At 44.5% G+C, this 22,021-nt stretch carries 15 protein-coding genes; 8 read left to right on the top strand and 7 right to left on the bottom strand.

What is annotated here, in order from left to right:
* Positions 1-33: 33 nt before the first annotated feature.
* The gene (locus K5L93_RS13925) at positions 34-2,505 is read left to right on the top strand and encodes a glycoside hydrolase family 2 TIM barrel-domain containing protein (RefSeq protein ID WP_220720374.1); all 2,472 of its coding nucleotides are present in this window, start codon (positions 34-36) and stop codon (positions 2,503-2,505) included.
* Positions 2,506-2,557: 52 nt separating this feature from the next.
* On the opposite strand, the gene K5L93_RS13920 is transcribed toward K5L93_RS13925, so the two are convergent.
* From K5L93_RS13920 to K5L93_RS13900, 5 genes are all read right to left on the bottom strand, one after another.
* Positions 2,558-3,535, bottom strand: a complete 978-nt coding sequence (locus tag K5L93_RS13920; protein ID WP_220720373.1) for a LacI family DNA-binding transcriptional regulator — start codon at positions 3,533-3,535, stop codon at positions 2,558-2,560.
* Between the two features lie 95 nt (positions 3,536-3,630).
* Entirely contained in the window at positions 3,631-6,564 is a 2,934-nt protein-coding gene (locus tag K5L93_RS13915; RefSeq protein WP_220720372.1) for a beta-galactosidase, read from the bottom strand.
* A 311-nt stretch (positions 6,565-6,875) separates the two neighbouring features.
* Complete coding sequence (locus tag K5L93_RS13910) at positions 6,876-7,883, bottom strand: Ldh family oxidoreductase (RefSeq protein ID WP_220720371.1); 1,008 nt, start codon at positions 7,881-7,883, stop codon at positions 6,876-6,878.
* Between the two features lie 14 nt (positions 7,884-7,897).
* A complete protein-coding gene (locus K5L93_RS13905; protein WP_220720370.1) occupies positions 7,898-8,914 on the bottom strand; it encodes a zinc-binding alcohol dehydrogenase family protein in 1,017 nt (338 codons plus the stop codon).
* 9 nt (positions 8,915-8,923) lie between these two features.
* Positions 8,924-10,396, bottom strand: coding sequence for a mannitol dehydrogenase family protein (locus K5L93_RS13900; protein WP_220720369.1), 1,473 nt, complete (start codon positions 10,394-10,396; stop codon positions 8,924-8,926).
* A 340-nt stretch (positions 10,397-10,736) separates the two neighbouring features.
* On the opposite strand from K5L93_RS13900, the gene K5L93_RS13895 reads away from it, so the two are divergent.
* From K5L93_RS13895 to K5L93_RS13880, 4 genes are all read left to right on the top strand, one after another.
* Positions 10,737-11,666, top strand: a complete 930-nt coding sequence (locus tag K5L93_RS13895) for a sugar kinase (protein WP_220720368.1) — start codon at positions 10,737-10,739, stop codon at positions 11,664-11,666.
* Between the two features lie 28 nt (positions 11,667-11,694).
* On the top strand, positions 11,695-12,324 hold the full coding sequence (locus K5L93_RS13890) for a bifunctional 4-hydroxy-2-oxoglutarate aldolase/2-dehydro-3-deoxy-phosphogluconate aldolase (RefSeq protein WP_220720367.1): 630 nt from the start codon (positions 11,695-11,697) through the stop codon (positions 12,322-12,324).
* Positions 12,325-12,334: 10 nt separating this feature from the next.
* Entirely contained in the window at positions 12,335-13,426 is a 1,092-nt protein-coding gene (locus K5L93_RS13885) for a mandelate racemase/muconate lactonizing enzyme family protein (protein ID WP_220720366.1), read from the top strand.
* Between the two features lie 212 nt (positions 13,427-13,638).
* Positions 13,639-15,282: a sugar porter family MFS transporter gene (locus K5L93_RS13880; protein ID WP_308805604.1), complete on the top strand. Its 1,644-nt coding sequence runs from the start codon at positions 13,639-13,641 to the stop codon at positions 15,280-15,282.
* Between the two features lie 71 nt (positions 15,283-15,353).
* Here K5L93_RS13880 and K5L93_RS13875 read toward each other — a convergent pair whose 3' ends face one another.
* Positions 15,354-16,133 carry an FCD domain-containing protein gene (locus tag K5L93_RS13875; protein WP_220720364.1) on the bottom strand — a complete coding sequence of 260 codons (780 nt, stop codon included), beginning with the start codon at positions 16,131-16,133 and terminating at the stop codon, positions 15,354-15,356.
* A gap of 343 nt (positions 16,134-16,476) precedes the next feature.
* On the opposite strand from K5L93_RS13875, the gene aldA reads away from it, so the two are divergent.
* Positions 16,477-17,925: an aldehyde dehydrogenase gene (gene aldA / locus K5L93_RS13870; RefSeq protein ID WP_220720363.1), complete on the top strand. Its 1,449-nt coding sequence runs from the start codon at positions 16,477-16,479 to the stop codon at positions 17,923-17,925.
* Positions 17,926-18,163: 238 nt separating this feature from the next.
* Positions 18,164-19,525: an RICIN domain-containing protein gene (locus K5L93_RS13865; RefSeq protein ID WP_220720362.1), complete on the top strand. Its 1,362-nt coding sequence runs from the start codon at positions 18,164-18,166 to the stop codon at positions 19,523-19,525.
* A 91-nt stretch (positions 19,526-19,616) separates the two neighbouring features.
* Here K5L93_RS13865 and K5L93_RS13860 read toward each other — a convergent pair whose 3' ends face one another.
* Positions 19,617-20,606 (bottom strand): LacI family DNA-binding transcriptional regulator, encoded by a 990-nt coding sequence (locus K5L93_RS13860; RefSeq protein ID WP_220720361.1) that lies wholly within the window; start codon positions 20,604-20,606, stop codon positions 19,617-19,619.
* A 356-nt stretch (positions 20,607-20,962) separates the two neighbouring features.
* Here K5L93_RS13860 and K5L93_RS13855 point away from each other — a divergent pair, with 356 nt between their 5' ends.
* Complete coding sequence (locus K5L93_RS13855; protein ID WP_220720360.1) at positions 20,963-22,015, top strand: sugar phosphate isomerase/epimerase family protein; 1,053 nt, start codon at positions 20,963-20,965, stop codon at positions 22,013-22,015.
* The last annotated feature ends 6 nt before the right edge of the window (positions 22,016-22,021 follow it).

Raw genomic sequence — 22,021 nt, 5'->3', positions numbered from 1 at the left:
TATCACTCTCTATTTTCTGTACGCCGAGATTTCATGTCTATTTCCAGCAAAACGCCTAGACCATCACGCCAAACCATCGATTTTAATGCTAATTGGCAGTTCCAATTACAAACCGCCCATCACTCAACCACTGAAAATGACTGGCGCAGCGTTACCCTGCCCCACGACTGGAGCATTGAGCAGCCATTTTCATCTCAACTCGAAGGCGCAACGGCCTACTTGCCGGGTGGAATTGGTTGGTACCAAAAAAGCTTTGATATGAAAGAGCTAAAAAAAGGCCAACGGGTATTTATCTTATTTGATGGGATTTATAACAACGCTAGCCTATGGTTAAACCAACAATTGCTGGGTAAACAACACTATGGTTACTCACCATTTTACTTCGAGATCAGCCAGTATTTAAAAGCGACCGATAATCAGCTGAAAATAAAAGTAGACCGCAGCCGGATAGCCGACAGCCGCTGGTATCCCGGAGCAGGCATTTATCGAGAAGTAAAACTGATAATGGTAAACGCTGTGCACATTCCCATTTGGAGTAGCGTTGTTGATAGCATAGAAATAAACCAAGGCTTCGCTCAAATATTACACAAATTTAAGGTGGTGACTGAGCAGCTAAATCAACATATTCAAATAGATAGCCATATCGTTGAGTTAGCTACCGGGCGCCCAGTCGCCAGTTATCAACATCAAGCAACACTAAGCAATACAGAACAAGCCTTTGCCTTTAGCTGTGACATATTGCAACCCAAACTGTGGTCTCCCGACTCCCCAACACTTTACCAAATGACCACCAAGCTAACTGCTGGCTCTAAAGAGTTAGATTGCATCACTACAACCTTTGGCCTTAGAGATTTTCATTTTAACAGCCAGCAGGGCTTCTTCTTGAATGGGCAAGCCACCAAAATTAAAGGTGTTTGTTTACATCACGATGGTGGCTTAGTGGGCGCAGCTGTGCCAGAGGCCGTATGGGAACGTCGACTCACTAGGCTAAAAGAAGCTGGCGTAAATGCGATTAGAATGGCACATAATCCCTCATCTGAAGTGCTGCTATCACTGTGCGACCGTTTAGGCTTTTTAGTTCAAGACGAGTTTTTTGATGAATGGGACTTCCCCAAAGACAAACGCCTGAACATGAATGAGCAGCATAATGATGCAGCCTCGCGAGGTTATGCGGAGCATTTTCAAACTCACGCTAAACAAGACCTCAAAAATGCCTTAAGAGCTCACATCAACCACCCATGCATTTTCATGTGGAGCATCGGCAACGAAATAGAATGGACCTACCCAAGAAATGTAGAAGCAACCGGCTTTTTCGATGCTAACTGGAATGGCAATTACTTCTGGAACCTGCCGCCAAACTCCCCCCAGCAAATCAGAAAAAAGCTCAAGACCCTACCCCATCATGACTATGACATAGGCAAAACAGCTCATCAATTAGCGCAATGGGTGCGCGAAGAAGATGTATCAAGACCCGTTACCGCCAACTGTATATTGCCCTCGGTAAGCTATTTAAATGGTTATGCAAAATCCTTAGATGTAATTGGCTTTAGTTACCGGCAAGTGCTTTATGACTATGGCCACCAGCATCACCCCGAGCTTCCTATTATAAGTAACGAAGCACTACCCCAGTGGCACGAGTGGAAGGCGGTAAGTGAGCGCTCACATGTCGCGGGTTTATTCCTATGGACCGGTATTGATTACTTGGGTGAGGTACATCAACAGTGGCCAACTAAGGCACTAGCCGCTGGCTTACTCGATACTGCTGGCTTTAAAAAGGCACCCTACTACCTATTTCAATCACTGTGGACCAACACGCCCATGGTGCAAATTCATAATCAGGTATTTGATGAAGAACGCTTTGTATATAAAACCGATAGTTTGAGCCTTGAAGAGCGCGACCCACAAGCTTGGAAAAGAAAACTGTGGATTTGGCCAGAGCAACAACAACATTGGAATTTTAGCAGCAACCAATTAATCGCCATTGAAGTCATCAGCAATTGCCAAGAGGTAGAGCTGCAACTCAACGGGCGAACAATTGGCAGCAAACAACTTGCTGACCAAGCTGATAGAATGTTTCGCTGGGCCTTGCCGTTTCAACCTGGGGAGCTGGTCGCTCTAGCTAAAACCGATGGTAAAGTGTTGGCAACCCACCGCCTTAGCACCACTCAAGCCGCCAGTGACTTAGTGGTAACTGTTGAAGGCGCTCCTTTAAAGAAGGGTCAAGCGGGATACCAGCATCTGGTAGTACAATTGGCAGATAACGAAGGAAAACCGGTTAGTCATCAAAACACCCAACTAAGTTTTGAGCTAACCGGTCCAGCCGAGTTAGTGGGGCTAGATAATGGCCACCCAGCCAGCGTGCAAGCCTTTAACGCAAGCCACATAGACACCCATCAAGGTCGGGCCCTAGCGTTAATAAAATACACTGGAGAAGAAGAAAATATTCTAGTGAGAATTACCACGCCTGAGGGCTTCTTTAAAGTACAACGCTTTATACTTGAGTAAGCCTAGGCGATAAAGAACAGCAAGCTAGCCTAACTAGCTTGCTGTTCTAGCATTAAGCGGTTGCTCCTAAATCACTTAAATAACCCAACTCTTGATCTGAGTAACGCTCTTGAAGCTGCGCCATAAACACTTTGGGAATAGCCTGCTGTTGACTACTTAAGAAGCTTAAGGCTTGCTGCGCCATTGCCTGCACGGGGTAATAGAGAGTGCTATAGCTGGCTTTGCTGTCTGCTGCATTATTGGACGAGCCAATAAATTCAAAAGGCTTAGTACAGCTCAGCTGCTCTTTTAGCTGTTGCCATACCGGCCAGCTCAAACGCGCTGACAAACAAATAAAAGCTGAAGCTGGCGACGACAAAGCATCACTACTCAAGCAGTCGTTGGGATCATGGGATAAGCGACTAAGAGTAATGTTAGCTTGCTTAAATGGGCTATCGATATGGCTTAAGCCTTGTTCAATAGCGAAGTACTGCTGCGCTTCACACATTACCGTAATATGCTTATGACCGTGCTCCACCAACAGTTTTACTGCCAGCCAAAGGCTGGTAACAATGTCTAAATGCAAACACTGTTTGGCATGGCTGGATAAATAACGTTTAGCAACCAATAAACCGGGGTGTAAACGCATAAATTCGCTCAGTCTAGCGTCTGCCATATACACACTTTCAAAATATAAGGACTGCACTCCAAGGCTTAAGTAGTTTTCTAACATCTCAATTTCTTGTGCTTCTGAATGCGCACCAGAAACCAAGTGTAGCGGCATTGAGTTACTAGATGCCTCTGCCGACAAAGCTTTTAGCAAAGTGGCGGTAAGCGGATCTTGTATTGACTGCACAATCATCGCAGGACCAATTTTAGGGTTATTAGTGAGATTTTGCGCGTGATAATTTGGGATAAAGTTCAGTGCTTTTATCGCCTGATTTACTTTTTCCACTTTGGCTTCACTAACAAAGGTGGTTTGATTAATTATTCGCGATACTGTGGCAACAGACACGCCAGCTTTTTTTGCTACGTCTATGATAGTGGGCATATGTTTCCTTACTACGCGTTTAGTGTAATGATTTTTATAGTGATTTAGATAAAACAAAAGACGAGCTAGGCTCGTCTTTTGGCTACAAACAGAGCCTACTTCACCAGCTCTGGGTAACGCTGCGGATACAGCTTACGGTTAACTTCTGCAGCTCCTGCTACCAGTTTTTCATAGGGCGAGTCAGCTACAGTGACAAAACCATTGTTGTAGTTTTCCCCGTCCCAAGCTCGACCAGTAGTTGGCGAATCTAAGTACTGGAACCAATGCGCACCAACAAAGTAAGGATTAGCAATAACGCTATCCATATAGTGGGCATACTTCTCGGCACGCCCTTGTTGGGTATCTGCAGCCACTAGACCTGGATGGAACATACCACTGTCGGTAGCACCAAAGTGGAACTCACCAATAATGCTTGGCATATCCAACTCGGCAAGGTGGCTCCAATCGCCCTTCGACATATCATTGCCGTAGAGGTTGTAGCTCATTACATCTACATATTGTGCAGCACTATTTGCAGCTTCTGGCGTGATCCCCCACTCAGTAAAACGCGCCCCTAGGTAAAGGTGGTTAGGTAATACCTGCTTCATCTGTTGCTGTACAATCGCAAAGTAACGATCAGAGTGGTCAGCCAAGAACATGCTGTAATCAGCCTTAAGTGCGTCGTTCAACTCACCTTGATGCACATAGCCTTTAGCCAGTTCATCCCATGATTTAAGCTCGCTTCCCCAGGCTTGATTAAGTGCGTTTAAGTCTTTTGCATATTTCGCTTCTAACAAGCCAACAAACGCAGCTTTAGCAAAGCTATTTTTAGCATCAGCACGCAAAGCAGCAATCGCTAAGGCATAGTGGTTAGCATCAAACTCGGTGTTACCCCAGCTCATTTCGTTATCCACAAAGGTGCCAATACACCATGGGTCTTGCTTTACCTCTGCGGCAACTTGCTTAGCCATGGTTTTCACAGACTCAACAAACTCTGGGTCGTAAGGATCGTGCATTGGTCCCCAGTAATCGTTACCGGTATTAATCCGTTGGTGATCACCCACGATCCAGCCATTGGCAACATAAGCAACTTTTTGATTACCGTAGAAACTTGGATCAGCCCAGTTGCCTAACGAGGTAAATCCCCAATCCAACATACGAGCTAGGGTTACGTCGCGCCAAACCGCAATCGCCTCATCGCGAGAATCTGGCGCATATTTACGCTGCAAGTTAGCACTGTAAAAGCTATAAACTTCGCCATGCTCAAGCGGGCCGGTGTGAATCATGGTGGAATATTGGTAGTTTTGCGCCAAGGCATCTTGGTAGCTAGGCAGCCAAGTAAACATGCTATTACGTAACTGCGAAGCCACTGAACGTGCATCTTGGTTGTCTACGTAACTGTCTTGAGAAATCTGGCTAGGACGCAAGCTAAGATCTTCCGACAACACCAAATCGGTGAAGCTAACTCCAGTGGTGGTGTAGGTATCGTCCATGCGAATGTTGTCTAAACCCGTGGCAAAATACAGATAACCGCTTGGATCAACTAAAGACCATTTCCCATCTACTTTCTCAGTTCTAAAGTAACCTGTCGCTTCTAGTTTAGGTCCGTTTTTCCAACCGCCATAGAGCGTACGGTCGTCCATGGGTTTGGCCGAATCAATCAACTTAACATCGGCTTTTGCATGAGCTTGCAGCTCTTCAGCTGAGTGAATTTTTTCTGCCCAGTCTTCATTGGTAAATTGACCAAATTCATCCAGCAAGCCTTCATAGCGGCTAGTATCAGCGCTCAAGTTAGGCACTAAACGAATGTTGTCGATGACTAAACTCAGATCAGTCTGCAGATCTTGCATATAGAGTTGGAAGCTAACAATATTGCTTAGGTCTAGCTTCTGCTCACCCCAGCCAAAGTTGATTGCTTGCGCTTGATAAGACTTCTTCGGTGGCTCGCCTCGCATTCCAGAATCAAGCGTTTTAGCTAGCTCTTCTAAAGTGAAGTAGTAAGTACCCGCTTCGCCTGCTGGTAGCTGAACATAACCAGTTCGACTATGAATAACACCATTTGCACTACCGCCTTGCTTCTCGTTTACGTCATCATCTACACGAATAAATAACTGTGCGCCAACATCACTAATGTTTTCAACATCAAAGGCTAAGGTAAAGTCACCGTGTTCAGACCAATTCCAAGGTTTGTCGGCGCTAAAAGTTACACTGGGGTAGGACGCGTTTGCGGAGTAATCAATTTTCAGGCCTTTCCCCTCATCACGCTCTACTGAGGTGATGGTTGTGCCATGGGTTTGGCTAACAATGCCTTTTGAGCCGTCATCAAAATCAGACAGAGCTAAAATAGTTGGAATGGGGGCAGCAATAACTTCCGCTTCACGCGCTTCTGATTTTACAAAATCACCAGTTCTTTCAATAAAGTTAATATCACGAATTATCACTTCTTGTGCAGCGATAGGCCCCACTGAATAGAATTGGATTTCGGCAATGCTTTTTAGGTTTAACTTAGCACCACCACGGTAGCCATCGATATTCATTTGGGTACCGTTAAACAAAAAGTCTACGGTGGTGGTTTTGCCCGCAGGCAAAATAATTGGTAGATCAACTTGGTTGTCGGCCGATCCCATAATGCCAATGTTATCGCTCACTTTCATTTCGATGCGAACGTCTTCACTGCCTGGGTTTTCTAGAGCAACTTTTAAGCCGCCTTTGGTATTCCAATCCCAAGGGCCAGCCTTAGAGTGGATTTTTACGTTTGGCCATTTAGATTGCGCCTCGGCTTCAGAGATCGCATCAAAATTCATCTTTAAGCCATCTTTTCTTTGCTCAGCAGTTTTTTTAACAACCGAAAACTGACTATGACTATTGGTAATTTTTTCTAGTACTGCGGGTTCGGTAAAATTAAGCGGCGTTGCCGCACTTGTCATGTCACCCGAAGTAGCTGCATTTTCACTAGACTGCTTAGTGTCATCTGCAATAACGTTTGATGTAGATATCCCAGCTAATACTACTGATACTAGGATTGCTAAGTTGCTCTTTTTAAACAACACAATATTTCCTCCCTTAAAAGGATAACCAAAACCAATATTTGGACAACCACTAAGCAATATTGGATAACCAGATTACAAAATTAGCATACCAATTAAAGTTCTAATGTGAGCTAAAGCGACATTTGGAAAACTCAAAGCCAACAAAAAACCATAAAAAACAATAAGTAATACCAATAAGAAAGGCGCCGTAACTAAAGACTAGTCACAGATAAAATTGCGGAGAAACCTAGGCGCCCGCGGAACCATTGCAGGAGAGCACCTAGGCTAGTAGCAACACAGAGCGACACCATGTTGCTACCTTTTTAAAAAACTTAGCTCACTAGATAGTCGTAAACACCTTGCGCAACAGGAATACCATTAAGATCGCACTCTGCACGATAAGCCACTTGAAGGTCATTTGGAGCAAGTACCTTATCTACTCCAGGTACCGGTGGAACTTCATGCAGTTCCTTGACCATTGTTGCCATCATTACTGCAAACATAGGGTTACCGAGCTTCTTAGGATCAATCACTATGACTAAGCTCGCCAATTTACGCATTTTTTCGTAGTCACCATACATTTTCACAATATGGTTACCAAAATTAGCGCCCATCAAAATACCCGTTAGCGCATCAATTGCTAGTGCAATGCCAGAACCTTTATGTCCACCAAATGGCAGCAAGTTAGCTACTTTGTGCGGGTCGGTGGTTTCGTTACCGTCTGCATCAATGGCTAAGCCCTTGCCAATCGATTGGCCAGTTTCTTTGGCATGCAGTAACTTGCCGTATGCGGTTGCACTGGTGGCCATGTCAATGATCATTGGCGTTGAGCCTTCAACCGGAAAACCAAAGGCGATAGGGTTAGTTCCTAAAAACTTAGCCGCACCGCCATGAGGTGCTACGCAGGTATCGGTTTGAGTCATACCAATGGCAATCATACCCGCACTTGTGGCTTGCTCCATAAAGTATGAAAGCGCCCCACAATGCGAGGTATTCTTGACACTTACAAAACCTAAGCCGGTATCAGAAGCTAGGTTTATGCCGTGTTTAGTGGCAGCAATAAGCGCCGAATGGCCCATGCCATCATCAGAGTCTAATACCGCTACCGAAGGCGATACTTGTTCTATTGAAAATGTAGCCTTGGGGTTCAAACCACCTTTGGCTAAACGCTCACAATAGTGTTCTACGCGCATTACCCCGTGTGAATGAACACCAGTGGCATCTGCGTGTACTAATACTTCGGTGACTTCCTTGGCCGTCGTTTCGTCTAGGCCTGCTGCAATTAGTTTGTTAAGCGCAAGTCCTTTTAACTCGGCTTCCTTTACGTGTACTGTTGTCATATTTACCTGCGCGACTAAAAGTTGATTACGCCCTTGATAAGCGTTGCGTTGTTCACTACATCTTGTTGGTAAGAAAGACCAACGGTGTCAAAATCATAATCACGATTTTTCATGATATTTTCGTCGATTTCGCCTTTGCTCATTAACTCAATCACGCGCTCAAAATCTTCACGAGTAGCGTTACGACTGCTTAATAATGTGGTTTCTTTCTTGTGGAATGTTGGGTCGTCTAGCACCAAGTCACCGATGTATAAACCGATGAATACAATCTTGCCGCCATGGCGGATTAGCTCAACACTGCGGCTCATAGAGCCTTTGTTTCCTGTGGCGTCTAATAAGGTACATGCTAGGTTGCCGCCAAAGGCTGCTTTTAGGTCATCAACATAACTTTCCGCAAGAGGATTTAAAGTTTTAATACCCAAAGCTTTTTCTACATGTGCGCGACGCTCATCACTTACGTCGGCTACGACTACTTCAGCGCCATTAGCTTTAGCAATGGCAGCTGCCGCTAAGCCAATTGGTCCTGCGCCTACTTGCAATACCCGTTGACCAGCTTTAATTTCGGCGCGACGCACAGCGTGGGCACTAATAGCGAAACATTCGATCAATGCTCCTTGGCTATCGCTAACTGTATCTGGCAATTTAACCAGGTTGCTTTCAAGTACGCTTAGGTACTCTGTAAAGCCGCCATCTTGGTGAACGCCGTATAAAGAAACATTCTCACAGCAGTTGGTTTTACCTTCTGCACAAGCAGAACATTCGCCACAAGGAATACACGGAATAACCGAAAAACGCTCGCCCACTTTAGCGGTGCTACAAGCACTACCGGTGGCTTCAACTACACCACTAATTTCGTGGCCAAGTACCCGCGGGTAACTAAAAAATGGCTGACGGCCAGCAAAGGCATGAATGTCAGTGCCACAAATACCTACCGCTTTAACTTTCAGTAGTACTTCGTTTTCAGCAAAAGATGGCTTCTCTCGCTCTACATACTCAATTGAGAATGGTTCGTTACAAACTAATGTTTTCATTGATATTTCCTAATTCGCTGCAATGGAGTCTACAACTGACTCAATGCCGTATTCTTCGATAGAAGCAAATGCCGATACCACCTGTTGGCTAAACTTGGCGTTATCTTTAGCAAGCGTTCCAAATATTTTGTTAATGGCTAACAAGGCTTTCGCTTGGTCTAGCGCTTCGCCGTTGCTTTCTACAATCTGTTTAAATTCGTCGGCTAATGGGTCAACAATTTGCTCACCCGCTTTTACAGCGCGAATAACCGAATGCATCCAACCAGCAATAAGAATTGGTAAACAAGTTACTTTTAAGCCGGCATTTTGTAGGTGCAATAAAGGGTCAACCGCACGTTGCGGAAGCTTTTGAGAGCCGTCCATCGCGATCTGCGCAGTTTTGTGTTTTACGTTGGCGTTACTAAAACGCGCTATCAATAGATCAGCGTATTCTGCTAAATCAACGTTAAGGCTTGGGCTTAATGACTTAGCTTGCTCTTGAGTCATCAGTTTTAGCGTTGCTGCTTTAAACGCAGGATCTTGCATGCATTGGTATATGTACTCGTAACCCGCTAGCGCGCCGTTATATGCTAAGAAAGAGTGACTACCATTTAACATACGCAGTTTCATTTCTTCGTAAGGCAATACATCAGCAACAAACATTGCACCGGCTAAATCCCAATCTGGGCGACCAGCTACAAAGTTGTCTTCTACTACCCATTGACGAAAATCTTCACATACCACGCCACAAGGGTCGGCGTAACCTACTTCAGCTTCAATCGCAGCAAAGGCTTCGGCTGTCATAGCCGGACAAATTCGGTCAACCATAGTGCTAGGGAAGCTAACATTTTGCTCAATCCAGCTGGCCAGCTCGTTATCTAACTTACGAGCGTAAGACAACAAGGCATTTTTGGTTAGGTGGCCATTTTCAGGAATGTTGTCACAAGACAATACGCTAATTGGCGCTAAACCATTGTCGCGACGAACTCGCAGTGCTTCGGTAATCAAGCCTAAAGCTGATTGCGGTTGCTGCGGATTTGCTAAATCGTGTTTAATTAATGCGTTTGCTTCATCAAGCTCACCCGATTGTGGGTCAACGCAGTAACCTTTTTCGGTAATAGTGAGCGAAACAATCGCTACTTGTGGCTCGGCTATTTTAGCAATAGCCGCTGCAATACCACTTACGGGCGTATGAATAGCCTCGGTAACGGTACGAACTAAGCGAGAAGTCGTAGTGTCTTTAGACTTTTCTACAACACTAAACAAACAGTCTTGAGCAACTAAATTGGCAACTAGGTCTTCGCTACCAAACATGTTGATTTCGCAAATGCCCCATAACTCGCCAGATGCTTGGTTAGTTAAGTCGTTGTATACGGCTTGGTGGCCGCGATGAAAAGCGCCAAAACCGATATGAACAATCTTGGTGCTTAACTGTTCCCTGTCGTATGTTGTTACTTCATTAAACCGATCTTTACACTGGCTTATTTGATTACTTGCTGCCATTCACTCATCCAATTGTTCAACCAATACGGCATTTATACCGACAAAACGGTTAGATAGCCGTGACTACAATCACAAAATGGTAAACCAATATCGAGCAAATGGCTAACAAAAATACAGTAATTTGTAGCCAAATATTGTTTTCGATCAATGGCGCACCTTGACAACAAAAACAAAAGAACATTAAAAACAAACACTTAAAAACAAAAACCTTTAGTACAGCTTGATCCACACAAGCAACTGAGTAAAAAACCATTTTGGTTGACCAAAATAAATTCATCCCATACCATCAACATCATTAAGGGATTAACCCTTCTTATTAACCAATCAAATAGGACAGGTCATGTTTAGCGAGATATTAAGTTTTGGCGAACCCATGTATGAATTCAGCCAAATAAAACAGTCTAAAGCCATGGAGCCAGATTTCTTGAGTGGCTTTGGTGGTGATGTTTCTAACTTCGCCATTGCAGCAGCACGTCAAGGAGCCAACGTGGGCATGATCACCCACTTAGGCGATGACGAGTTTGGGGAACAGTTTAGAGCGCTGTGGAAACGCGAATCTGTAGCTAGTGATTTAGTGATAAGTAATACCAGTGCGCACACGGGTGTTTACTTTATTACCCATAATGAAGAAGGGCATCACTTTTCATTCCTAAGAAAAGGCTCTGCAGCCAGCCTTATTACCAAGCAAGATCTTCCTGTTGAAGCCATAGCAAATGCCAAGCTGCTACATACTACTGCCATTACTCAAGCCATTAGTGACAGCAGCTGCGATGCAGTTTTTGCCGCCATTGAGCTAGCGCGTAAAACCGATACCTTGGTGTCTTACGACACCAACCTTCGTTTAAAGCTTTGGTCGCTTAATCGGGCTAAAGCCATCATCAATGAAACCATCAGTCAGGTAGATATTTGCTTCCCAAGTATTGATGAAGCACAACTACTTACCGGCCTTAAACATGCCGATGAAATTATCGATCATTACTTGCAGTTAGGCGCAAAAATTGTGGTGCTAAAACAAGGTTCAGAAGGCGCTACAGTGGCTAACCAACACGAGCGATTCAGCATTAAACCACACAAAGTAACAGCTGTAGACGCAACCGCTGCGGGTGACTCATTTGCCGGATCGTTCTGTACCCATTATGTACGCGGAGCAGAACTACAAGAATGCCTAAAATATGCAAATGCTACCGCTTCTATCACCATCACTGGCTATGGCGCAGTAGCGCCGCTACCTACTCTTGCTCAAGTAGAGCAACGTATCGGCCTTCGTTAATTTTACTTTTAATATTACGGACAAAAACATGGAAAATTTAAACTCTCTACTTAAGCAATTTAAAGTCATTCCAGTAATTGCTATCGATAAAGCTAGCGACATCTTGCCACTGGGCGAACAGTTGACTAAAAATGGCTTGCCCGTTGCCGAAATCACCTTCCGCTCAGACGCCGCAGCAGAGGCAATTCGCCTACTTCGCGAAGCACAGCCAGATATGCTAATTGGAGCAGGAACAATTTTAAACGAAGAACAAGTAATAGCCGCGAAAGAGGCCGGAGCTAGCTTTATTGTTTCTCCAGGTTTAAACCCAAATACCGTTAAAGCCTGTCAGAAGCACAACATTGCCATTATTCCTGGCGTTAATAACCCCTCAACGGTAGAGCAAGCATTAGAGCTAGGTTTAGATACCGTGAAGTTCTTCCCAGCAGAAGCTTCTGGCGGCATTGCCATGCTTAAGTCTTTACTTGGTCCATATACCAACATTCAAGTTATGCCTACTGGCGGCATCAATCAAAACAACATTGAAAAATACTTGGCATTACCCGGCGTTTTAGCCTGTGGTGGCACTTGGATGGTAGATAAATCACTTATTAATAAGGGCGAATGGGATACCATCGGTCAATTAGTGAAAGACATTGTGGCGCAACTTGCCGAGTAAGAGAACAAACATGAATACAGCAATTAAATCAGTTACAGCGCGTTTGTTTAAAATTCCTTTAGCGGAAATTTTATCTGACGCCAAACACGGTGATCATGACCACTTTGAGTTAGTGACCACCACCATTACTTTAGCAGACGGCAGTGAAGGTACCGGTTATACCTATACAGGCGGTAAAGGCGGCTATGCCATTAAAGCAATGGTTGAGCACGACTTGGCACCGGCTCTTATCGGCAAAGATGCCTGCCAAATCGATGAAATTTACGACTTTATGGAATGGCATATTCACTATGTAGGTCGTGGTGGTATCGCTTCTTTTGCCATATCTTCGGTAGATATTGCCCTTTGGGATCTAAAAGGTAAGCGGTTAAATCAACCTTTATGGAAAATGGCTGGTGCTAATAACTCTAGCTGTAAAGCCTATTGCGGCGGTATCGATTTACAGTTTACCACCGAAAAGCTACTGGCCAATATTCAAGGTTACTTAGATAAGGGCTACAACGCGGTTAAAATCAAAATTGGCCGTGCCGATGCCAATGAAGATATTGCTCGCATCAAAGCAGTGCGTGAGCTAATTGGTAACGACGTTACCTTTATGATCGATGCCAACTACTCATTAACTGTTGAGCAAGCCATTGCCTTGTCTAAAGCCGTAGAGCAATACGATATAACCTGGTTTGAAGAGCCAACCATTCCTGATGACTACCTAGGTTACGGTAAGATTGCTGATGCCACTTCAATTCCTTTGGCAATGGGTGAAAACCTACACACCATTCACGAATTTGAATACGCCTTTGAGCGCGCCAAGCTTTCTTTTGTGCAACCCGATGCTTCAAACTGTGGCGGTATTACAGGCTGGCTTAAAGCTGCCCGTTTAGCCGACCAACATGGCATTCCGGCATGTTCTCACGGCATGCAAGAGTTGCATGTGAGCTTAGTGTCTTCTCAGCCAAACTCTGGCTGGTTAGAAGTACATAGCTTCCCAATTGATGAATACACCAAGCGCCCATTGGTGGTTAAAGATCATCGTGCTGTAGCACCAGATACCCCAGGCGTGGGTGTCGAGTTTGACTGGGATAAGATTAAACCTTTCGAGGTGTAAATCGCCCCTTCTTTAAACACCGCCCTAGCGCGGTGTTTTTTTATGCTCACTTTATAGCTCCTTGCTAATATTGCTTTCCTCAACACACGCCAACTAACAACAAAAAAATCAATAAAACACCACAATTGATAACCAATACACACAAAAGATCAACCAATGTCGATCTCGATCGACAAATTGGCCAACCAAACATGCTTAAATAGCTTCCGAAAATAACCTTCATAAGAGGAACAAAGATGGACATAAAAACATGGAATGCTTACAAGTATGCGTTAATTGTGGCTATTGGCGGCTTTGTATTTGGCTTAGATGCAGCCATTATCTCCGGCACAGTGCGCTTTATCGCGTCAGAGTTTTCGCTCACTGATTTACAAATTGGCACTGTAGTAGGCGCGCCAAGTTTGGGGGCTATTTTAGCCTTGCTAGTCGCGGGTAAAACCGCCGACGCCTTGGGCCGTAAAAAAACCCTCATAATCATTGCTGGTCTTTACGTCGTTTCAGCTTTGCTGTCAGCTTTAGCAACCAGCTTTATGATGTTAACCATCGCGCGCTTTATTGGCGGATTAGCCTTTAGCTCGCTTTCTTTAGCCTCGATGTACATTGGTGAAATAGCCCCGGCTAAACAACGTGGCAAACTCGTCTCGGCGAATCAATTTAACATTGTGATTGGCTTATTAGCCGCTTACTTCATTAACTACTATTTAGTGCTGCATGTAAGCGAGAACTCCTTATTGTTTGCGCCTGATACCGTATGGCGAACCATGTTAGCTTCAGAGCTTATACCAGCGGTGCTTTGGGTTATCTTGCTTTGCCGTGTGCCGGAATCCCCTCGCTGGTTAATGATGAAAAATAAAGAAGAGCAAGCTAAAGAAGTACTGCTAAAACTGTTACCGGAGCAACGCGCCGAAGAGGTACAGGTTGAGATTGAGCAAAACTTAAAAGAACATCAGGACACCAGTAGCATTACCGAACAACTTAAGCTGTTGTTTTCGTCGCCAATGAAAACCATTTTTGCTATTGGTTTTATCATGGCGGTTGTACAAGGCATTACCGGTATGAACGCGATTCTGTTTTATGCTCCAACGGTGTTCGAACAAATTGGTTTTGGCTTAAATGCCTCGTTCCAGCAAGCTATCTACATTGGCATAACGAGTGTGGTATTCACGGTATTAGCGGTTTTCTTTATTGATAAAGTAGGCCGAAAACCACTGCTTATCTTTGGATTATTGGCGGTAGTACTAAGCCACGCAACTTGTTGGTACGGCTTTAGCAACGCCAGCTACAGCATTAATCAACAAACCATTGATAAACTAGAAGACGTTATCGATACCACTCCACTTAAAGCGCAGCTAAATAGCCAATATGCTGATGATGTAAGCTTTAAGGAAATGCTAGCAAGTAACTATGATGCTGATACGCTTCGACTAAGCGAAGGGCACATTATTGAAGCCGCCATTTCGGTCAACCCAATTGTTATCTTAGTGGGCATTTTGGCCTTTATTGCAGCCTTCCATATTTCTATTGGGCCAATTATGTGGGTACTGTTTTCGGAGATTTTCCCTAACTCGATACGAAGTGTTGCGATCCCATTATTTGCATTAGTCACCAGTGTTGCCAGTTACTTAATCCAGCAGTTTTTCCCTTGGCAGCTAGCCAACCTAGGTGCAGCAAATACCTTCTTAATGTACTCGGTATTTGGCTTAATAGGCCTGTTGCTGCTGTGGCCACTGTTGCCAGAGACTAAGAATAAAACCATTGAGGAGATTGAAGATACGTTGGTAAACAAGCGCAACCAGCCAACCACCAGCGCAGAAGTTTCAGATAACCCACTAGGCAGTAACGCGCCCAGTGCCTAACGCTTAGCTGTAAAACCAAATAAAAAAGCCGCTAAATTTTCATTTAGCGGCTTTTTCTTATAACAGCTGTACTAATGGCTTTCGGTAAAGTTACTATCAAATTCCATTGCAAAGAAGTAATCGTCTAAATCAGTATCACTATTATCAGAGCTAGCAATTTTGAGCAACTCTTGCTTACTGTTCTCGATATGTTGCCACACTGCTTGCTTAGCATCTTCCGGAGAGCGTTTTTGCAAAGCTAACAAAATTCGCTTGTGGTCATTAATCCACATCGACTGCAAACGTTCTTCGTGTAAAAACTGGTGGTTAAGCTCATTCCACAACGGGTTGGTGGTACGTACTGTGCTCCACATGTCAACCGCTTGGTTAATCAGCACTCGGTTTTGAGTCGACTCAGCAATTAAACTATGAAATTGCTGGTCCAGCGCTTCAAACTTCTCGCTGTCGCCATTTATCTCATTTTCTTGCAGTTGCAGTACCTTTTTAAGTTCACGTAGCTCGTTAAACTTAATTTGAGTGGCGGCAAATCCAGCAATGCTGCTTTCGATAATTTGACGCGCCTGGAGCAATTCAAAAGGCCCTACATCGCTTTTTGGCAATATAGTACGTTTGTTAACTTTTTCAGGAGAATCAATAAAGTAAATACCAGCACCTTGGCGAACCACTACCAAGCCTTTCAATTCCAGCATAATTACAGCTTCTCGGATAGTTGCGCGGCTGGTTTCAAATCGTTCGCTTAGCTCTCGCTCTGATGGTAGTCGCTCACCCGCTTTAAACACGCCTGAAAACAACAATTCCTCGATTTGCACGCCAATATCATAATAGCGCCGCTTGGTGTCCATCTTAGCCATAATGTCATTTAACCTTTGGGGAAATATAAAAACTGTCTAACTTTTGGTAAATCAATTCAAGTAAGTTCTAGACCGAAGCTCGAATAGTACCGCTTTTTGGCATTTATCGGTAGTAAACCACAACCACCAATGTCTCATTTTGATCTAAATTGTAGGACTAATAAAAAATATTGCTTTAATCAAAGGAAATGTAGAAGTTATTTATTAATCCAATACATTTTCACAAGATTAGCAGATTAACTTGTGAACCTTATCACTTTAAAGGTTAACCTTTATGGCGTAGAATGCACAAATTGGTTTACCAAATTAGTTTTATTTCCACTGGAAATCTAAAGGAAGTTAGATGAGCACAGTTACTCACAAAATGTTTATCGATGGTGAATGGTTAGAATCAGCTACCGGCAACACTATTGAAGTTGTCAATCCAAGTAACGAACAGTTGGTTGGCTATGCTCCGCAAGCGAGTCGTGAAGAAGCAGCTAATGCTTTACGCTCATCAGAAGCGGCTCAAAAAGACTGGGCTAAATTACCCGCACAAAAACGAGCAGAATTTGTAGCAGCACTCGCCGATGAATTAGAGGCAGACGCTGAGCGTTACGCCGAAATGATTACCCAAGAACAAGGCAAACTGCTAAGTGATGCACGTGGCGAAGTAGCCGGTTCTGTTGGCTTTTTGCGTTACGCTGCTGAATCAGCTCGCCGCATCGAGGGCGAGATAGTAACCAGCGAAAATCAAGACGAACAGATTTGGATCCAACGTGTACCTTTTGGCGTGACCGTAGGCCTGCTAGCTTGGAACTACCCGCTAGCACTAGCGGCACGCAAACTAGGTAATGCCTTAGTCACCGGCAATACCATGGTAGTAATGCCACCAGCAGATACTCCGCTCACGGTATTAGAGTTCTCAAAACTTATCGCTAAAGTAGGTTTCCCTAAAGGCGTAGTAAATATTGTTTCAGGCTTAGGTGGTGAGGTAGGCGACGAGCTAGTGCGCAACCCTATTACTAAGCTTGTGACTCTAACCGGCAGCTCGGAAGTAGGCTCTATTTTATACCGCTCTGCTTCAGAGAACATCACAGCACTAAACCTAGAGCTTGGCGGCAAAGCGCCGTTTATTGTACTAGACGACGCCAACATCGACGAAGTTGTTGAAATCGCGGTTAACTCTGGCTTTGGCAACTGTGGCCAAATTTGTACGTCTAACGAGCGCATGTATATCCACAAAGCGATTTACGCAGAGTTTATGGATAAGTTCATCGCTAAAGTGAAGCAACTTAAGATAGGCGACCCAATGTTAGCTAGCACTGACGTTGGCCCTAAAGTAAATGCTCGCGAAGTGGAAAAACTGGTTGAGATGATCAGCAAAGCCAAGGCCGAAGGTGCAACCATCGCTTGTGGTGGCGGAAAACCAAGTGGCGAAGAGTTTGCCAATGGTTACTGGTTTGAACCTACCGTGGTTACCGATGTGAACAACCAAATGGACATCATGAAACAAGAAGTGTTTGGCCCAGTTGTAGCAGCAATGCCAATTGATAGCCTAGAGCAAGCATTACAGTATGCCAACGACATCGACTTAGGTTTGTCTGGCTACGTATATACCAACGACATGCGCAAAATCATGCAAGTTGTTAACGAATTAGAGGTCGGCGAAATCTATGTTAATCGCCCGAATGGTGAGCTATTAAATGGCTTCCATACAGGCTTTAAACGCAGTGGTATCGGCGGCGAAGATGGGAAATACGGCTTGGAGGGATACTTGCAGAAGAAAACCATTTACCTGAACTACCAGTAATCTTTTTTATTCCTTTTGACAATTGTTAGCACTTTGCCTTGGTAGCCATACCAAGGCCTTTTTTTATCTGCCCTTCCGAGAGCTTGCTCACCAACACTACCCTTCTACAAAATAAAAACAATAACTTGTTCACAAACCTCACAACAGGTTAACAATGAATAAAAATTGATCGACCAGATCGCATAAATAGGTTAATAACTATGCGATATTTGTTATCACACTAAACAGGGAGGTAACAATGAAAGGATTCACTAAGCAGCCACTACTATTAGCCTGCGGTTTAGGTTTATCACTCAGTACTTATGCCGCCGATTGGGATAATATCCCAATTCCAGCAGAGCTAGATCCAGGGCAAAGCTGGGAGTTACAAGAAAGCTATTCAGACTCTTTTAACTATTCGGGTAAACCAAGCTCTTTTACCAGCAAATGGAAAGACGCCTACTTTCATAACTGGACAGGCCCTGGCCTCACCTACTGGTCAAGCGATGAATCGTGGGTTGGTGATGGTAACTTAATTATTAGTGCATCTCGCCGCCAAGGTACTAATCAAGTTAATGCTGGGGTTGTCACCTCTAAAACCAAAGTGAAATACCCCATTTTCTTAGAAGCCAACATTAAGGTAAGCAACTTAGAGCTCTCTTCTAACTTTTGGTTACTAAGTGAAAACGACCAACGCGAGATTGATGTTCTGGAAGTGTATGGCGGTGCGCGCCAAGACTGGTTTGCCAAAAACATGTCAACCAACTTCCACGTATTCTTCCGTAACAACGATAACTCAATTAGCAGTGACTTTAACGACCAAACACACAATACCCCAACTTGGGGCAATTACTGGCGTGAAGGTTTCCACCGTTTTGGCGTTTACTGGAAAAGCCCCACCGAAGTGACTTTCTACATTGATGGCCAAAAAACCACTAAAGGCGCGTGGAGCCAAGTGGTAATGAAAGATAAAGATTATACCGGTGCCATACTAGATAAAAGCCGTTACAACATGGATCAAGAAATGTTCATTATTCTTGATACCGAGGACCATTCTTGGCGCTCTGAAGCAGGCCATATTGCCACCGATGCAGACCTAGCAGATGGCGATAAAAACAAAATGTACGTAGATTGGATTAGGGTTTACAAACCTACTGGTGGCAGCACTACTCCGCCAACAGGTGGCATTACTCCCCCCAGTGGTTATACCAACCTCCAAGTGGCTCACTCTAACTTATGCCTAGATGTGAAAAGCGGCGCATTATGGAACGGTAGCACCTATCAACAGTGGTCATGCAACACCGGTAACAATAACCAGCGTTTCCAATTTACCGCTTTAGGCAATAACGAATACAGCATTAGCGCAAAAGTAAGCCAACTATGTATGGAGCTAGCGTCTGGCAGCTCTGCAGACGGCGCTAAAGTTCAACAATGGGTTTGTAACCACGCCAATACAAATCAAGTATGGAGCCTTGTAGATAAAGGCAGTAATACCTTTGAAATCCGCAATAAACAAAGCGGCAAGTGTTTAGAAATAGCCAACAATTCGGGCGCGAATGGCGCAGATCTTAGACAATGGTCATGTGATGGAGGTACCAACCAACGTTTTAAATTCCAGTAGTATTTTTAGCAATTCCTTCCTTTTGGCCAGTGGTGATTATACCACTGGCTTTTTTTTACACCCAAAAGCAACGCTTAGACAAAATACATTGTTACTTAGCTGGCGAGCAGCAACTAGAGCGAACCAATAGCTGAGTTGGCACAATGGTGTCTTGGCTGGCTTTACTGCCCTGCAGTATCTTCATTAGCGTGTTGGCTGCTGTCTTACCAATATCTTCTTGCGGCTGACGAATGGTGGTGAGTTCTGGGTTGGTATATTCGGCAAATAACAGGTCATCAAAGCCCACTATTGATAACTGTTGCGGCACCTTAATACCCAGTTGAGTGGCCGCTTTCATTGCCCCTAACGCCATCATGTCGTTAAAGCAAAATAACGCAGTCATTGAGTAGTGCTGATGTAGACGCATGAACGCGCTATACCCCGACTGAAAACTAAAATCACCGTCTTCAAACGCGGCTTCATCAACCGCAATATTCAGCTGCTGCAGACTGTCTTGATAACCAGCTTTACGATCCACACAAATTGGGTTTTCCATAGGGCCGGTAATACAGCCAATTTGGCTATGCCCAATATCTAATAAATAATCTACAGCTCGCTTAGCCGAGCCACGATTATCGATACGCACCGTGGGAATAGGAAAACCAGGAAAGTACTCACAGGCCATTACCATTGGAATTTCGGTACCTTGGCGGATCTCCATAGGCAGCTCAGCGGTAAGCGAAATAATGCCGTCGGCTTGCTTGCTGCGTACCAAGTCCATGTACACTTTTGCTTGTTCAACCGTGTGAATTGAGTCCCCCAGCAACACTTTGTAGCCGTTTTGCAAGGCTACCTGCTGGATCCCGCGCACAATGCTGGCGAAAAACATATTGGCAATATCAGGCACAATAATCACGATGGTTTTCGATTCGCTGCGCCTTAAATTTCGGGCAATCACATTGGGAGAGAACCCCGACTCGGCTACCGCTAACTCGACCTTCAAACGGGTTTTCTCGGATACTTTTTCTGGGCTCATCATCGCCCGAGATACCGTTGCGGTAGATACGCCTGCCAATTTGGCCACATCTTTTATGGTAGGCATTTACTGTCCTTAGATTGGTATTAAGCAAGGCTAACCTTAGTGAAAGTTTAGCCCAAATGTAACGGATTACATCAATTATCATAAAGTACTTTATTTTAAATCACTTAAGAACTCAATCAGCAATTTGTACAAAAAATAAACTTTTAAACTGATCACATTTTCGCAACATACGCTAGATAAACACTATTTTATTGTATAAGTTTTATTCAACTACTAAATAAATGCCATGCAGTGCGGCTTTATACGCCTCCAGCTTTGAACTGCGCATGGTTTTTTTATGAGATAAAATGTAATCGATTACATTTTATCTCAACAAAATACGACATTTGCTTTGAACTTCGATAAAAGGATTGCCGATGAAAACCCTACAAGGACCCGCGCTGTTCCTCGCCCAGTTTGCTAGTGACGAAGCGCCCTTTAACTCACTAAGTTCAATTGCCGCTTGGGCAGCCAGTGTGGGTTACAAAGGAGTGCAAATGCCCAGCTGGGATAAACGTTTGTTTGATTTGGAGCGCGCTGCAGAAGACCTAAGCTATTGCCAAGAGGTATTAAGCCTGCTTGCCGACAATGGCCTCACTCTCACCGAGCTGTCAACGCACCTACAAGGCCAACTTGTTGCAGTGCACCCAGCCTACGATGAAATGTTTGACGGCTTTGCCCCTGAGTCCGTAAGGGCTAACCCAAGCGCCCGCCAAGAATGGGCGGTAAACCAGATGATGTTGGCGGCAAAGGCTTCTAAAAACCTAGGTTTAAGTGCTCATGCTACTTTCTCTGGCGCGCTGCTGTGGCCATATATGTATCCATGGCCACAACGTCCTCAAGGCTTAGTTGAAACTGGCTTTGAGGAATTGGCTAAGCGTTGGTTACCGATCCTAGATGCCTTTGACGCAGCTGGCGTAGATGTATGTTACGAAATTCACCCAGGAGAAGATTTACATGACGGCGTTAGCTTCGAAATGTTCTTGGATGCAGTTAACCAGCATCCGCGTTGCAATATCTTGTATGACCCTAGCCATTTTGTGCTGCAGCAGCTGGATTATTTAGATTTTATCGACCGCTATCACCCTCGCATCAAAATGTTCCATGTAAAAGACGCGGAATTTAACCCCACTGGTCAACAAGGCGTATATGGCGGCTACCAAAGTTGGACCGAACGTGCGGGTCGATTCCGCTCTTTAGGCGATGGCCAAGTAGATTTTGTGGGGATTTTTTCCAAACTCGCCCAATACAACTTTAGCGGCTGGGCGGTGGTTGAGTGGGAATGTTGCCTTAAACACCCTGAAGCTGGCGCGCTGGAAGGCGCAGCCTTTGTAGAGCAACACATCATTGAAGTCACCGACAAAGCCTTTGATGATTTTGCCGACAGCGCCATCGACCAAGCAGCAAATCTGCGAATTCTGGGTTTATAGGAGTAA

This window comes from Agarivorans litoreus (assembly GCF_019649015.1).
GTDB lineage: Bacteria > Pseudomonadota > Gammaproteobacteria > Enterobacterales > Celerinatantimonadaceae > Agarivorans > Agarivorans litoreus.
This window is presented reverse-complemented; position numbering and strand designations above follow the sequence as displayed.

Coding starts and splice junctions, on each gene's coding strand:
- aldA (WP_220720363.1), top strand. CDS start 16,477: ATGAGCACAGTTACTCACAAAATGTTTATCGATGGTGAATGGTTAGAA.
- K5L93_RS13925 (WP_220720374.1), top strand. CDS start 34: ATGTCTATTTCCAGCAAAACGCCTAGACCATCACGCCAAACCATCGAT.
- K5L93_RS13905 (WP_220720370.1), bottom strand. CDS start 8,914: ATGAAAACATTAGTTTGTAACGAACCATTCTCAATTGAGTATGTAGAG.
- K5L93_RS13860 (WP_220720361.1), bottom strand. CDS start 20,606: ATGCCTACCATAAAAGATGTGGCCAAATTGGCAGGCGTATCTACCGCA.
- K5L93_RS13855 (WP_220720360.1), top strand. CDS start 20,963: ATGAAAACCCTACAAGGACCCGCGCTGTTCCTCGCCCAGTTTGCTAGT.
- K5L93_RS13885 (WP_220720366.1), top strand. CDS start 12,335: ATGAATACAGCAATTAAATCAGTTACAGCGCGTTTGTTTAAAATTCCT.
- K5L93_RS13920 (WP_220720373.1), bottom strand. CDS start 3,535: ATGCCCACTATCATAGACGTAGCAAAAAAAGCTGGCGTGTCTGTTGCC.
- K5L93_RS13875 (WP_220720364.1), bottom strand. CDS start 16,133: ATGGCTAAGATGGACACCAAGCGGCGCTATTATGATATTGGCGTGCAA.
- K5L93_RS13865 (WP_220720362.1), top strand. CDS start 18,164: ATGAAAGGATTCACTAAGCAGCCACTACTATTAGCCTGCGGTTTAGGT.
- K5L93_RS13895 (WP_220720368.1), top strand. CDS start 10,737: ATGTTTAGCGAGATATTAAGTTTTGGCGAACCCATGTATGAATTCAGC.
- K5L93_RS13890 (WP_220720367.1), top strand. CDS start 11,695: ATGGAAAATTTAAACTCTCTACTTAAGCAATTTAAAGTCATTCCAGTA.
- K5L93_RS13910 (WP_220720371.1), bottom strand. CDS start 7,883: ATGACAACAGTACACGTAAAGGAAGCCGAGTTAAAAGGACTTGCGCTT.
- K5L93_RS13900 (WP_220720369.1), bottom strand. CDS start 10,396: ATGGCAGCAAGTAATCAAATAAGCCAGTGTAAAGATCGGTTTAATGAA.